General features: G+C 71.2%; 11 protein-coding genes. 7 read left to right on the top strand and 4 right to left on the bottom strand.

From position 1 onward, the window contains the following. Positions 1-82: 82 nt before the first annotated feature. The 7 genes from JK359_RS28760 to JK359_RS28730 all read left to right on the top strand — a co-directional run bounded on the left by JK359_RS28760 (position 83) and on the right by JK359_RS28730 (position 8,778). Positions 83-4,534: an NACHT domain-containing protein gene (locus tag JK359_RS28760; protein ID WP_307788315.1), complete on the top strand. Its 4,452-nt coding sequence runs from the start codon at positions 83-85 to the stop codon at positions 4,532-4,534. Between the two features lie 152 nt (positions 4,535-4,686). Then, complete coding sequence (locus JK359_RS28755; RefSeq protein WP_201841711.1) at positions 4,687-5,388, top strand: Crp/Fnr family transcriptional regulator; 702 nt, start codon at positions 4,687-4,689, stop codon at positions 5,386-5,388. A gap of 110 nt (positions 5,389-5,498) precedes the next feature. Continuing rightward, positions 5,499-6,299: a hypothetical protein gene (locus JK359_RS28750; RefSeq protein WP_201841708.1), complete on the top strand. Its 801-nt coding sequence runs from the start codon at positions 5,499-5,501 to the stop codon at positions 6,297-6,299. Continuing rightward, positions 6,296-6,568 (top strand): hypothetical protein, encoded by a 273-nt coding sequence (locus tag JK359_RS28745; protein ID WP_201841705.1) that lies wholly within the window; start codon positions 6,296-6,298, stop codon positions 6,566-6,568. The genes JK359_RS28750 and JK359_RS28745 overlap by 4 nt, the downstream gene beginning before the upstream one ends. Beyond that, a complete protein-coding gene (locus JK359_RS28740) occupies positions 6,555-7,355 on the top strand; it encodes a hypothetical protein (protein ID WP_201841703.1) in 801 nt (266 codons plus the stop codon). The genes JK359_RS28745 and JK359_RS28740 overlap by 14 nt, the downstream gene beginning before the upstream one ends. Beyond that, the gene (locus JK359_RS28735; protein WP_201841698.1) at positions 7,352-7,654 is read left to right on the top strand and encodes a helix-turn-helix domain-containing protein; all 303 of its coding nucleotides are present in this window, start codon (positions 7,352-7,354) and stop codon (positions 7,652-7,654) included. Before JK359_RS28740 ends, JK359_RS28735 begins: the two co-directional genes overlap by 4 nt. Continuing rightward, positions 7,651-8,778 carry a hypothetical protein gene (locus JK359_RS28730; RefSeq protein WP_201841695.1) on the top strand — a complete coding sequence of 376 codons (1,128 nt, stop codon included), beginning with the start codon at positions 7,651-7,653 and terminating at the stop codon, positions 8,776-8,778. Before JK359_RS28735 ends, JK359_RS28730 begins: the two co-directional genes overlap by 4 nt. A gap of 107 nt (positions 8,779-8,885) precedes the next feature. Here JK359_RS28730 and JK359_RS28725 read toward each other — a convergent pair whose 3' ends face one another. The 4 genes from JK359_RS28725 to JK359_RS28710 all read right to left on the bottom strand — a co-directional run bounded on the left by JK359_RS28725 (position 8,886) and on the right by JK359_RS28710 (position 13,598). Next, entirely contained in the window at positions 8,886-10,310 is a 1,425-nt protein-coding gene (locus JK359_RS28725) for a cellulase family glycosylhydrolase (protein ID WP_201841691.1), read from the bottom strand. Positions 10,311-10,411: 101 nt separating this feature from the next. Next, positions 10,412-11,299 (bottom strand): carbohydrate ABC transporter permease, encoded by an 888-nt coding sequence (locus JK359_RS28720; protein WP_201841688.1) that lies wholly within the window; start codon positions 11,297-11,299, stop codon positions 10,412-10,414. Beyond that, a complete protein-coding gene (locus tag JK359_RS28715) occupies positions 11,296-12,276 on the bottom strand; it encodes a carbohydrate ABC transporter permease (protein ID WP_201841685.1) in 981 nt (326 codons plus the stop codon). Before JK359_RS28715 ends, JK359_RS28720 begins: the two co-directional genes overlap by 4 nt. 8 nt (positions 12,277-12,284) lie before the next feature. Continuing rightward, positions 12,285-13,598, bottom strand: coding sequence for an ABC transporter substrate-binding protein (locus tag JK359_RS28710; protein WP_201841682.1), 1,314 nt, complete (start codon positions 13,596-13,598; stop codon positions 12,285-12,287). Positions 13,599-13,966: the final 368 nt, after the last annotated feature.

Here is a 13,966-nt window from a genome sequence, read left to right as displayed (position 1 = left end):
GCCCGGTACCCCGGACCGTGCGGTAGCGTCCGCGCTCGTGGGCGGACGGACGAGGCCGCCCCGGGGGAGGGTGAGGGGGACGGTGGTACCACGGCCCGGAGGCGAGGCGGACAAGTTCGGCAACCGCTACGAAGGAGCCTGGACGGTCAGGCACGCCCTGTACGTGCTCCTGGGCATGGGGACGTCGATCACCCTGGAGCCGGGCCCCGCCTCCGGTGACGGTGTCGAGTTCGTCTACCGCCACCACGGCGGAACGGAGGTGCACCAGGTCAAGCGGCAGAACCGGAACGCGAACAGCTGGAACGTGGCCTCCCTCCGCGACAAGGACGTGTGGAGGAACCTGCGTTCCCACGTCGAGGCGGGCCGCGCGTTCCACTTCGTCTCCCTGGTCCCCGCCCGTTCCCTCGACGAACTCGCCGACCGGGCCCGTCGCTCCGACGACTGTGCCTCGTTCGAAGCCGAGTGGCTGACCGATGAACTCCGAGGCCCCTTCGCCGCCCTCGCCGCGGCCGGCATCTACGGTTCGGCCGCGACCGCCTGGCGCATGCTGAGAGGGCTCTGGGTGGAGTGGCACGACGAACGGGACGTCATGAGCACCAACGCGGTCCTGGCCGAACAGGCCCTCGCGGGGGCGGCGGGCCGGCTCGCGGCGGCCGGACTCGGCGACCTCCTGCTGAACAGCCTGGGCACCACTCTCGACGCATCGGGCATCATCGCCCGGCTGGCCCCGTACGGACTGCGGCGGGTCAGCAGGGTGGACGGTGACGCGGTGACCGACGCGGTGGCCAGGGCCACGCGTCAGTGGGCGGCGAGCGTCGAACGTGCTCTCCTGCGGCCCACGATCCCCCGGGACGAAGCCGACCGCCTGGTGGAGCAGGTCACGACGGGAACCGAGCAGCTCGTCCTGCTGACGGGTGCCGCGGGTGGCGGGAAGACCGCCGTGCTGCATCAGGCCCTGCACGCGCTCGTCGAGCGAGCCGTACCGGTGCTCGCCTTCCGTCTCGACCGGTTGGACCCCTTCACCTCGACCCACGAACTGGGCCGGCGCATCGGTCTGGCCATGTCCCCGGTCAGCGCCCTCGGAGCCGTCGCCGACGGACGGCCCGCCGTACTGATCATCGACCAGCTCGACGCGGTGAGCCTCGCGTCGGGACGCATCCCGGACACCTTCGACGTGGTGGCCGACCTCGTGACCGAGGCGGTGACACACCCTGCCCTGCGCGTCGTGCTGGTGTGCCGTGCGTTCGACGCCCAGGCCGATCCCCGCATCCGCCAGCTCACCGCATCCGACCGCTGTGCCCGCATGACGGTCGGGTCACTCTCCGACGCCTGCGTCGACACCGCGGTCACGGACATGGGCCTGGACCCCTCCCGAGTGGCCCCACCACAGCGGGCACTGCTGCGGTCACCGCTGCACCTGGTCCTCCTGGCACAGGTCGCCGGTCAGGAGTCAGCCCTCTCCTTCCGCACCACCCGACAGCTCTTCGACGCCTTCTGGGACACCAAGCGGAAGGAGTGCGTGCGTCGCCAGCCCGCCGCGCGCTTCCACGAGGCGGTGTCGGCCGTCGTGGCGGCCATGAGCGCCCGGCAGCAGCTGTTCGTACCGCACAGCCTGCTCGACACGGACGACCTCGCCGCGACCGGAGACGTGCTGGTCTCGGAACACGTCTGCGTGCTCGACGGCCGGCAACTGGCCTTCTTCCACGAGAGCTTCTTCGACTACGCCTTCGCGCGGGACTGGCTCCGGCGCGACGAGAGCCTGGTCGCGTTCCTCACCGGCGGGGAACAGGAACTCTTCCGCCGCGGTCAGGTGCGCCAGGTCCTCGACCACTTGCGGGACCTGGACCCGCAGCGGTTCACCGCCGAGGTCGAGGCGCTGCTGACCAGCCCCGGCATCCGCTACCACCTGAAGGACGTCACCATGGCCGTCCTGCGCGGCCTCGAAGCTCCCACCGCGGCCGAGTGGGATGCCGTCGTGCGGGTGCTGGACACCCGCCCCGCCTTCCAGGACCAGCTGGTGAACGCGGTCAGCACCGCGGCATGGTTCCGTCGCGCCGACGACGAGGCGGTGCTGGAGAACTGGCTGACCAGCCCCGACGCCAGGGAACGGGACTGGGCGGTACGGATGATGGCCGCAGCCGCCGGCACCTTCCCCGACCGGTTGGCCCGCCTCCTGGAACCGCACACTTCGGACCCCGGCCACGGCTCCAGGTTCGCCTGGATCCTTCGCTTCGCCCGCCTCGCAGGGAGCCGCCGGCTTTTCGATCTCCTGCTCGACAGCGTACGTTCCGGCCTCTTCACCGGCCGCGAGCACGACCTCTGGACGTCGGCGTGCGACCTCGCGGCCCAGGAGCCCGCATGGGCGGTCGAGTTGCTCGGTGTGCTGCTGACAGAACGCCCGGACGCCCTGCAACTCGATGATCAGGGCAGGGTCGCCGTGCTGCTGTCCCGGGACCACTGGGCACTCCGTCTGGTGGCGGCCGCAGCCCTGGGCGCTCCCGAGGAGTTCTGTGCCCGGCTTCTCCCCGTGCTGCTGGACGTCATGGCCGCGACCGCCTGCCCGCCGCGGGCGGCCCGGCTGGTCTTCGACCGGCACTTCGCGTTCCGCTACCCCGACGACGAACCCGGCGACCTGGGCGAGGCCCTGTTCCAGGGGGCGGCCGGGGCGCTGCGGACCGTGGCGGGCCGAGACGCCGCTCGGGTGCGCGCACTCGTGAAGGGGCTCGTGGACGTGCCGTACGAGGCGGCGCAATGGCTGCTCTACCAAGCGCTCGCCGGGGCGGGGCCGGCTCTCGCCCCCTGGGCCGCCGAGATCCTTCTGCAGGGCGGACACCGCCTGTTGTCGGGCTACGGGGCCAACGTCGTGTGGGGCGCACGAGAGGTCCTCCGCGCCGTCGGTGGCGCACTGCCCGACGACACCCTCGGGCGGCTGGAGAACACCCTCCTCCACCTGCGCCTTCCCCCGGACGAGGAGTTCTCGCCCTGGCACGAGTTCACCCTGCTGACGGCGCTCCCCGAGGGGCGTCTGACGGAGCGGGCGGCGCGTCGGCTCGGGGAACTCCGCAGACGTCACGCCGACCTGCGGGAGCCGGACGAACCGCGGGGCAGGTCGGCCGGGTTCATCGGATCACCCATCCCGGCGGACGCGGCCCGGCACATGAGCGACGACCAGTGGCTGAGAGCCATGCGGAAGCACAGCCGGGACCGTACCGACTGGGCGACGTTCACCGGCGGGGCCCGGGAGCTGTCCCACGTGCTGCGGAGCATGACGGCGGCGGACCCCGGCCGCTTCGCGCGGCTCGCCCTGCGGATGGACGCAGGGACGCACCCGGCATACGGAGCGTCGCTGCTCCTCGGCCTCGGTGACGCCGAGCCACAGGACGTACCGGACGCCGTTTTCGCCGCGGTCCGTCATTTCGCCGGCCAGGGGAGGCCGCAGCACGACCGCTGGCTCGGGTGGGCGCTGCGCAGGCACCTCACCCGTGCGCCCCTCGACCTGGTGGAGACGCTGCTGAGCCGGGCCCTCGGCTCGGACGACGGCGGTGACGGGTCCGGTGATGACGCAGGAGACGTGGAGCGCGACCTGCTCACCGCGGGCCTCAACACCGTACGGGGCAGCGCGGCCGAATGCCTGGGTGACCTGCTCGTGCACGATACGGACGGGTCTCGGGCCGCCCTGGTCGTCCCCCACCTGGGCCGGCTGGCGGCCGACCCTTCCCTGGCCGTCCGGGCGTGCGTGGCGCATGTGCTGCACGCCGCGGTGCGCCACGACCGCCTCGCCGTGGCCGACGCTTTCGCGGTCCTCACCGCGGCCCCCGATCAGCTTCTGGCCTCCCCGCACGTGACCCGCCTGGTGGTGGCCCTGTGCCACGGGGACCCGGTGTCGGGCAGGCCGGTCGTGGAACGCATGTCGGGCTCCTCGGTGCCGGCGGTCCGCCGGGTCGGCGGACAGGTCGCCGCGCTCGCGGCGATGGAGTGGGAGATGACGGATCTCCTCGCGAAGGTGCTCGCCGGGAACGACGGGGCACAGCGGCAGGGGGCCGCGGACGTCTGCGCCCGGCGCCTGGTGAACACCGGGGACGCCGCCCTGGCCCACCACGCACTCGTCCGGTTCTTCCACGACCCCGAGGAGGACGTACGCGAAGCCGCTGCCGCGGTAGCCGTCGCGCTGAGGGGCCGGCGCCTGACGCCCTTCCGCCGGACGGTCACCGCGCTGATCGACGCCGGTGCCTTCGTGCCCGCCCTGCCCCAGTTGCTGATCACGCTGGAGGATGCCCCGGACCGGGTGGACGAGCTGGTGCTGGCGTGTGTGAGGCGATTCCTCACCGTGCTCGGCGCCGCCTCCGCCGACCGGGCGAGCGGTGCGGCGGCGGACGCGCATCACATCGGTGAGCTGCTGGTCCGCGCACACGCCCAGGCCCCCTCGGCCGCACGCCGGTCCGAGATCCTCGACCTCTTGGACCGGCTGCTCCTGCTGGGCTCCTACGGCGTGGCCGAGGCGGTCGGCAAGGCCGACCGGGGCGCGCGGGGCTGACCAGCACCGCCGTGGACCCCGGGGCCGGTCTGCACCGGGGAACCACGGGTGCTCCGGCTGTGCGCCGTGGCGCGCCCCGGCGTGCGTTCGGCGCACCGGCGGACCGGGCGGAAACACGCACCACTGCGTCGCGGAAGTGCTCTGCTGTGCACATGACGCACGGCTCGAACCCTGACGATCGCGCCCGGTTTCTCGACATGCTGCCCGACGGGGCGCGCGCGGCCTTCACCCTGCTCGGCGTCCGGCGCCGCTACGCCGTGGGGGACGTACTCATCAACGAGGGAGACCACGCACAGGAGTTGGTGGTGCTCCACGAAGGGCTGGTGAAGGTGACCGCCCGACTGGACGGTGACCGGGAGTCGCTCATGGACATCAAGATCGCCGGTGACGTCGTGGGCGAGTTGGCGGCGATGGACCTCGGACCGCGATCGGCCACGGTCACCGCCTGCGGCGACGTGGTCGCCACCGTCGTCCCGGGGCACGAACTGGTGCCCTTCCTCCTCGCCAACCCCGAGACGTCCCTGGCGCTCAACCGGCTGCTCTGCGGTCGTCTGCGCCGCTCCGACCGGTGGCGTCTGGAGTTCGGCGGCTACCCGGTCCCGGTCCGGCTGGCCCGCGTACTCGTGGAACTGGCGGTGTCGTACGGGCGGCCGGACCGGAACACGGTGCGCATCGACGTGAACCTGTCCCAGTCCGAGTTCGCCGCCCTCACCGGCTCCACCACCCACACCGTGCACAAGGCGCTCGCCCAGCTGCGCAAGGACGGACTCATCACCACCGGCATCCGGCAGACGCACGTGCGGGACCTGGCCCGACTGCGGAAGGCAGCCCGGCTGAGTGTGCCGGTCGGCTAGCGCCATGACCACGAAGCCGCATTAATGCGGGTAGTTCGACGCCCTCGGTTCCTTCCCCGCACAGTTGGCGTGCATCGCACTCAACGACCCCTGGAAGGTGGCGAGTTGTCGTGAACGAACCCTCCTGCCCCTGGCCTTCGGACGTCTCCGCGCACCGCCGGCTGTGCCTGGCGGCGGACGTGGAGCAGTACAGCCGCCTCGACACCCGGACCCAGAAGGCTGTCCAGTCCGATCTCGTCCGGCTGCTGGACGAGGCGGCGTCGCTGACCGGCCTGGACCGCGCCGCCTGGACCCGCCAGCCGCAGGGCGACCAGGAGTTCGCCGTCCTCCCCGAGGCCACCTCGGAGGCCACGGTGCTGGGACCCTTCGTACACCATCTGGCGGCCCGGCTCCGCGTCCTCAACGCCCGTCCGGCCGCCCCCCGCGTCAGGTTGCGGCTGGCCGTCGACAAAGGCGTCGTGGCGGACGCCGCCCTCGGCCACGCCGGACCCACGCCGGTCGCCGTGGCACGTCTGGTGAACGCCCCCCAGCTCAGATCCGTACTGGCCGCCCTCACCTCGGCGGACCTCGCCGTCATCGTGGCGGACCGGCTGTACCAGGACGTCGTACGGTTCGGGCACCCCGGGCTCGACCCGGCCCCGTACGTCCGGGCCCATGTGCGGGTGAAGGACTTCGGCGGCTACGGCTGGATCCGTGTGCCGGGCCACGGGCCCCAGGAGCTGCGGCCGTGGGTGGAGGGGGCGGCCGGACCGCGGCCGGCACCGGACCCACCCACCCCGGACAGGGCGACCGGCGCCGCCCTCTCCCAGTACGTCCACCGGGGCGTCGCCGTCGGCGGTGACGTCTCCGGAGGAATCACGGTCGGCCTTCCGGCGCACCTTCCGCCGGCCGGCCCGGACCCTGCCCGGTGACGGCCCTCGGCGCCGACCGCACCCAGTGGGCGGACTACGGGGTGAACGTCGGTGGCGACGTGCTCGGCACCATCAACATCTACCCGGCGGCCCCGGCAGGTGCGGCAGCCCGGTTCCCGGACGGACGGACGCGCCCGCTCTCGGCCACGCGGCACGCCGCCGCGCGTGCCGCGCTGGCCGCCCTGGCACGCGCCTGCGCACGGGCGGTGGCGGCGCTCGCGGCGGCCGGCCTGCCGGGGCAGGACAGGAGCAGCGATGACATCCACTGAATCCCGGGGCGTCTTCGCCCTGATCGAGGAGAACTTCGTGGCACCACGGTTCGCGGCACCACGGTTCGCGGCACCACGGTTCGCGCCACCACAGGACGACGTGCGGTCGCACCTCGTCGTGCGCGCCGGCGACCGCTCGGTCCAGCTGTCACCGCAGGCGGCACGGCAGGCGCTGTACGGGCCGCGACGCGACGAGGCGCTGCGGACGGCGGTGTGGCGTCAGGCGGTCACCGAGGCGCGGCGCGAGCCCGTCCACGGCGACGGCAGCCGGCGGCTGCTCGTCGTCTGGCTGGCGCTGCCCGGGACGTACCGGAACCTGCACCGGATCCTGCGCCGGCGGCGGGTCGAGCGGGCCGACCTCGAGGCGGAGGCCGTCCTCGCGGTACTCGCCGCCCTCGACACGGCCGACCCGGACAGCCCGGGCACCGGCGGCCACCTGATCAGGCAGGCGGTGAACCGGATGTGGGCCCACGCGGACCGCGTCGGACGGGAGGTCCCCGTCGTGGACATCGCGGCCTTCGCCGCGGCCCGCAACGCCCCCGTCCCGCCGGAGGAGCTTGAAGGGCCGGCCGACGGGTGGGAACTGCACCTGACGCCGCCGCCCCGGCACGACGGGCTGTCCGCGACGATTCGCTTCGCCGAGTCGCGCACCGGGCGGGAAGGGGAACGCCTCGGAGCGCTCGCCCACTGCGCGGGCCTGCCCGAGCTGGTGTTCCGGGCCCGGCGCCACGAGGAGGCCGTGCGCATCGGCACGCTGGCTCTCCGTCCCGCGGGAGCCCCGCGGTGAGCGCGCGGTCCGGCCCGCCCCTCGGCTTCGCGGAGGCCTTCGACCTGCCCTTGAGCGTCGACCTGCGGACGGCTGCCCGCGCCTTCGGAGTCTGCCCCGGTACGGCGTACAGGCTGATCCGTCTCGGCGCCTTCCCCTGCCCGGTGCTCCGTCTCGGCCGGCGCTACCGCATCCCGACCGCGTACCTGTTGCGCGCCCTCGGCATCGAGGAGCGGCCGGTGTACGCCGTCGACCTGGAAGCCGGTGCCGCCAACGCCGCCCGCCTCGACGACACCCGTGGAACGGAGGACCCCGCATGATCACGCCACCGGCTCACCGGCAGGAGCCGCACCAGCCCCGCAAGTGTTTCGTCATCGGCCCCATCGGCGACTCGTACGCCGCGCACGGCAGCCCCGAACGTGCGGCGTACGAGCATCACCTCGGGATCTTCGAGCAGGTGATCGCCCCCGCCTGCGAGAGGTACGGGATCACCGCCGTGCGCGCGGACGGCATCGCGCACGCCGGTGACATGAACGAGCAGATCTGCCGCCACGTCATCGAGTCGGACCTGGTCATCGCGGACGTCAGCGGCGGCAACCCCAACGTGATGTACGAGCTGGGACTGCGTCACATCACGGGCAGGCCGACGATCCACATCGGGGAGGCCGGGCAGCTGCCCTTCGACATCGCGTCGATCAGGACGATCCGGTATCGACGGACGCGCAGCCACCTCGCCGACGCGCGCAGGGAGATCGAGGGCGCGCTGGAAGCCGGACTCCGGGACGGTTTCGAACCCCTCACCCCGGCGCGGGTGCTGCGCGGACTCCAGCCCGGCGACGGACCGTCCCCCGCCACGGAGAGCGGGAACGCGGAGGACGAGGACACGCCCGGTCTGCTCGACGACTTCGCGGCGATCGAGGACGGGCTGGACGCGATGACCGCGGACATGGAGGCGATCAGCAAGACGATCGAGACGATCGGAGCGCTGACCGAACAGGCCGGTGCCGAGATGCTCGACCTCGGCCAGGCGAACGCGCCCGCCGGCGCACGGCTCGCTTCGGTGGCCCGGTACGCACAGTCGATCAGCGTGCCGACCGGCGAACTGAAGGCCGTCGCGGGGACTTTCGCGGAACGGATGGTGACACTGGACAGCGGGGTGAGGGCGGCGCTGGGCCTGATCGAGGTGACTCCGCCCGGCGAGCGCGGCGAGGGAGCGGAGGAGTTCCTGGAACAGCTCGTGTCCTTGGACGAGTCCGCTCACGAAAGCCTGGCACAGCTCGGCTTCTTCGGTACCTCCGCGGGCGGCATGGTCCGCGTGAGCCGGCACCTCCGCAAGCCGGTGCAGGACATCTCCGCCGCCGTGAAGCAGATGACCTCGGCCATCACGTGCATGGGGGAGTGGGCGGCCAAGGCCCGCGCTCTGGCGCCCGGCGCCACCGCATGACACGACGTGCCGGCACGCAGGCCGGGGCGGTGCCGGGGCATCCGGTACGGCCCCGCCGTGTCCGGGAGGCGCGTCCGGTCCCGGCCGTGTCCGGGAGACCCGGCGGGTCAGCCGCGTTCGGCCGTGACCGTCGCCCGGCTGCCCGGGGCCGCCAGCACCCACGCCCGCCCCGCCGTCCTGCGCACGACGGTCGCGCCGCCGCCGGCCGTGATCCGCCAGGTGCCCGGCGGCAGCGACAGGACGGTCGTCCGGGAGCCGTGGGAAGCCGCTCGGTAGGCCAGCCGGTACACGCCCGTCACCGAGTCGTACGCCGCCGAGCGGACCGTGCCTGCCACCGCCTCCGCGTAGGGCTCGGCGGTCAGGTCCTTGTTGGTGCGGAAGGCGCCGGTGTCGTCCACCGCGCAGTACCCGCCGCCGTAGCACCACACGTACGCCGCCCAGCCGGAGGAGTAGCGGCCGAGGGAGGCCATCGCGTCGCGGTAGAAGCGGTTCATGTTCGGCAGGGTGCTGTTCAGGGGGCCCCATTCACCGACCACGACCGGGACCCGGTACCGCTCCGGGTACGCGGTGACCGCCCGCTCGTACGCCTCCATCCAGCCGGCGCCGGGATCGTAGTCGCCCCCCGCCTCCATGGTGCCGTTGTAGAAGTGCGGCGCGTACACGACCCGGGGATCACGGATGCGGCCGAGACCGGTCGGCACGCCCTCGCCCACGATCGGGGTCGGTTCGACGAACACCCAGGCGTCGTCGTCGGCCGAGCGGACGGCGTCCGCGAGGCGGTTGTACATCGGGGTGAGCTGGTCGCGTTCGATGCGGCGGGCGGCCGACGCCAGGTCCTCGCCCGGCTGGAGCTCTCCCATCGGCTCGTTGACGAGGTCGTAGCCGAGGACCGCGGGGTGGCGGGCGAGGCGGGCGGCGAGGGTCCGCCACATCCGGGCCTGGGCCGTGCGGAGGTCGGGGTCGTCGTAGAGGTGCGTGAAGGCGCGCTGTACGGCGGGCTCGAAGTATTCGGCGAACCAGTCGTCCGGGTGTTTCTCGAAGGGCAGACCGTCGGTCCTGGTGGCCCAGTCGGGGATGCCGCGGTGGCCGAACCGGGGGCCGAAGACGTCCTGGTGCGCGTCGATGACGACCTTGACGTCGTAGCGCTCGGCCCAGTCGAGGATGCGCTCGATCCGGCGCAGGTAACCGCGGCTGAACCGGCCCGGCTCCGGTTCCAGGTCGTCCCAGAAGACCAGCAGCCGGGCGAAGTCGAAGCCCTTGGCCCGCATGTCCCGCAGATGACGTTCGGTGACGGCGGTCAGGGCCTCGTCGCCGCGGTGCGTCTTGTCCTCGATGTTCCAGCCGTGCAGGGTGAGCGTCCGGCCCTGACGGTCGGTGAGCCGGGGTATGTCCTGCCCGGGCCCGCCGGTGTTCCCGGCCTCCCCGGCACGGGCCGTTGCGGGGGCGAGCAGCGCGGTGACGAGCGCGCTCGCCGTCAGAAACGCTCGCAGCACGGGAAACCTCCGGGCCGACGTGTTCTTGGCGTCGCGCATCCCATCAGCAGCCGCTGAAGTAATCAAGTCCCCCGGCGGGCCCGACGGGCCCCGGCGCCCGGAGCGACGGGCTCTCGGGCGCCTCGTCGAGTGGGGTGCGCTCAGCCCTTGTTGGAGCCCAGGGTGAGGCCGCTGACGAACTGGCGCTGGAGCACGAAGTACACGATCAGGGTCGGGATCGCGGTCAGCAGGGCGCCGGCGGCGATCAGGTTCGGGTCGGTGAAGTACTGGCCGGAGAGGTTGTTCAGGGCCGAGGTGATCGGCATGTTCTCGCCGGTGGAGATCAGTACCAGCGCCCAGAAGAAGTCGTTGTAGATCCAGATCGACAGCAGGGTCGCCAGGGCCGCCATCGCCGGCTTGCACAGCGGCAGCGTGATCTGCCAGTACAGCCGCCACACCGAGGCGCCGTCGACCAGGGCGGCCTCCGTCAGCTCCTGGGGCAGCGAGCGCATGTAGTTGCTCAGCACGAACGCGCAGAACCCCGACTGGAACGCCACGTGGATCAGGACCAGGCCCAGCGCGGAGTCGTACAGCTTGCCGCTCGCCGTGATGCCCGGCAGGTCCGTGAGCAGGTACAGCCGGTACAGGGGTGTGATGATGACCTGCTGCGGCAGCAGGTTGCCGGCCGTGAACACCAGCAGCAGGGCGAGGCTGAGGCGGAAGTCGAACCGGCTGACGTAGAAGGCCACACAGGAGGACAGGAAGAGCGTCAGCAGCACGGCCGGGACCGCGATGATCAGCGTGTTGCCGAAGTAGTGCATCATGTCCGACTGCTGGAAGGCGTTCGTGAAGTTCTCGAAGCTCAGCTTGTCGGGCCAGGAGACGTAGCCCTTGGCACTGGTCTCGCTGTACGGGCGCAGGGCCGAGAAGACGGCCCACAGCAGGGGAGCCAGCCAGGCCAGGGCGGTGCCCGCGAGGAAGACGTGCAGCAGGACGCGGGCGGGGCGGACCGGGGCGCGCCGCTTCAGCGGGACGGCGGTGCTGCTCATGCGCGCCGCTCCTTCCGGAAGGTGGCGATCAGATACGGGATGATCACCGCGAGGGAGATGACCAGCAGGACGACCGCGATGGCCGACCCGTAACCGATCCGGCTGGACTCGCCGATGATGTTGTTGGTGACCAGGATCGAGAGCAACTCGGTGCCCTGAGCACCCTTGTTGAAGACGAAGACCAGGTCGAAGGCGCGCAGCGCCTCGATGATGGTGACCACCAGGACGACCGTGTTGGTCGGGCGCAGGGTGGGGAAGATGACGTTCTTGAACGTCTGCCACTCGTTGGCGCCGTCCAGCGCGGACGCCTCCCGCAGCGACGGGTCGACGCTCTTCAGGCCGGCCAGGTAAAGGATCATCATGTAGCCGGTGTGCCGCCACGAGGCGGCGATCAGGACCGCCCAGAGGTTGAGGTCCGGGTCGCCGATCCAGTCGATGTAGTGGCCGGGCTCGTTGGCGCCCATGATGCTGTTGATCAGGCCCGTGTCGGGGTTGTACACCAGCTGCCAGACGAAGCCGATGCACGCCATCGAGATGACGACGGGCAGGAAGAACGCGGTCTGGTAGACCCGGGTGAACCGGATCCGCTTGTCCAGCTGGACGGCGAGGAACAGGCCGAACGGCGTCGGGATCAGGATCAGCACCACGAACCAGATGACGTTGTGCTGGACGGCCGGCCAGAACTGCGGGTTGTCGCTGAAGAGTTGCCGGAAGTTGTCGAGCCCGACCCAGGTGATCGAGTCGAACCCGATGCCGTCCCAGGTGGTGAAGGCGAGGAAGATCGAGGCGATCGCGGTGACCCAGACCAGGATCACGTGCAGGACGGTGGGCACGCCCGCCATCACGGCGAGCGTGAACCGGTCACGGCGGGTCAGCAGGCGCCGCCGGCCGTGCGTGACCTGCTCCCGCCCGGGGGTGGTGCCCGGCGGCGGCACGGCCGCCGCCTGCGGGCTCTTCGTCGTCGTATCGGTCGTCATCGGGCCGCTCACGAGGATGCGAAGATCGTCTTCTTCTGGCGTTCGACGGACGACAGCAGGCCGTCCACGCCCTTGGGGTTCTGGAGGAACTTCTGCAGGCCGGGCTGCATCACCGTGGAGGTGAAGTCGGGGCGGCTGTCACGGTCCATGAACTGGGTGAGGCTCTTGGCGCCACCGATCATCTCGAACGCCTTCTTCTGCAGTGCCGAGTACGAGGACGTGTCTGCCTTGCTCGAGGCGGCGACCACGCTCGGGTCGGTCTTGAGGTACAGCCCCTCGGCGGCCGGGCCGCCGAGGTACTCCAGCAGCTTCACGACCCCGGCGTGGTTCTTCGGGGACCTGCTGACCATGAAGCCGTCGGTCGGCGCCTCCACGGTGTCCTGGCCGTACGCGGGGTTGATCTCCGGGAAGGGGAAGAAGTCGAGGTCGTCCAGGTCGGCCTTGTCCGTGAACTGCTGGGCCACGAAGGAGCCCAGGAGGTACATGCCCGCCTTCTTGGACACCAGCGTCTGTGCGGCGTCCTGCCAGGTGCGGCCCATGAAGCCGTCCTGGTGATAGGGGAGGATCTCGGCCCAGTGGTCGAAGACGTCCTTCACCTTGGCGTCGGTCCAGGAGGCCTTGCCCGCCATCAGCTCGACGTGGAAGTCGTAGCCGTTGAGGCGGAAGTTGATCTGGTCGAAGGTGCCCATCGCGGGCCAGGCGTCCTTGTCGCCGAACGCGAGCGGCACCAGGCCGTCCTTCTTCATCCGCTTCAGCAGGCCGACGAAGTCGTCCCAGGTGCCGGGGACTTCGTACCCGTGCTGCCGGAAGACGCTCTTGCGGTAGAAGACGGCCCAGGGGTACGTCGTCAGCGGCACGAAGTAGTACTTGCCGTCCTCGCCCTTGCTGAGCTTCTTCATCGCCTCGGGGAAGTTGTCCCCGATCTTCGCCCAGACGTCGTCGACCGGCGTGGCCAGCTTCTTCGCGGCGAAGAACTGCATGCGGTAGCCGGCGAACCAGTTGAACACGTCGTCCGGAGTGCCCTGCAGGTACGAGTTGATCTGTTCCTGGAAGGTGTTGTGGTCCTTCGTGTTCACGTCGACGGTGATGCCGGACTGCTTCTTGAAGGCCGCGTAGACACTTTCGAAGGCCTTCTTCGGCACCGCGTCGGAGGCGTTGGAGCCCAGGGTGACGGTCTTCGGGTCGGAGGAGGAACCGCTGCTTCCGCACGCGGACAGCAAGGGTATGCCGGCTCCGGTGAGCAGGGCGGCGCCGCCCGCTCCGCGCAGCAGGGCGCGACGGCTGGGACCCGTGACGGAGAGACCTGAGGGGGAGAGGCGCATGGCGGCTCCTGAGGGGTACAGGGTTCGGCCAAGGGGATGAGTTGATCAACGAAAGGTCTTCGAAACCGCTCAGAAACCAACTCGACCGAACATCGTGGGCGTAATAACAGCCCCACGTCCGCGCACGCGTCAATAGCTCCGGTCGCACTGGTGTGTCTCTTGCCCGAAACGTAATCGTCACTGTCACCTGCACCGTTGGGCGCACGACAGGCGAAGCGGCCCCCGTGGCACGGGGGCCGCGGGGGCTGTGTGAAAGAGGTGGTTCCGTTTCGGGTTCTGACCAGCGGCGGGACGTCCGGGCCCCCTGGGGCGACGGGTAACCGGAGGAGTCGGGTGCGCGATCAGCCGGTGCCGTTCGCTGCGGCGTG

The organism is Streptomyces actinomycinicus (assembly GCF_016741775.1).
GTDB lineage: Bacteria > Actinomycetota > Actinomycetes > Streptomycetales > Streptomycetaceae > Streptomyces > Streptomyces actinomycinicus.
The sequence above is the reverse complement of the archived record's forward strand: the minus strand, read 5'-3'. Positions and strand labels throughout refer to the sequence as shown.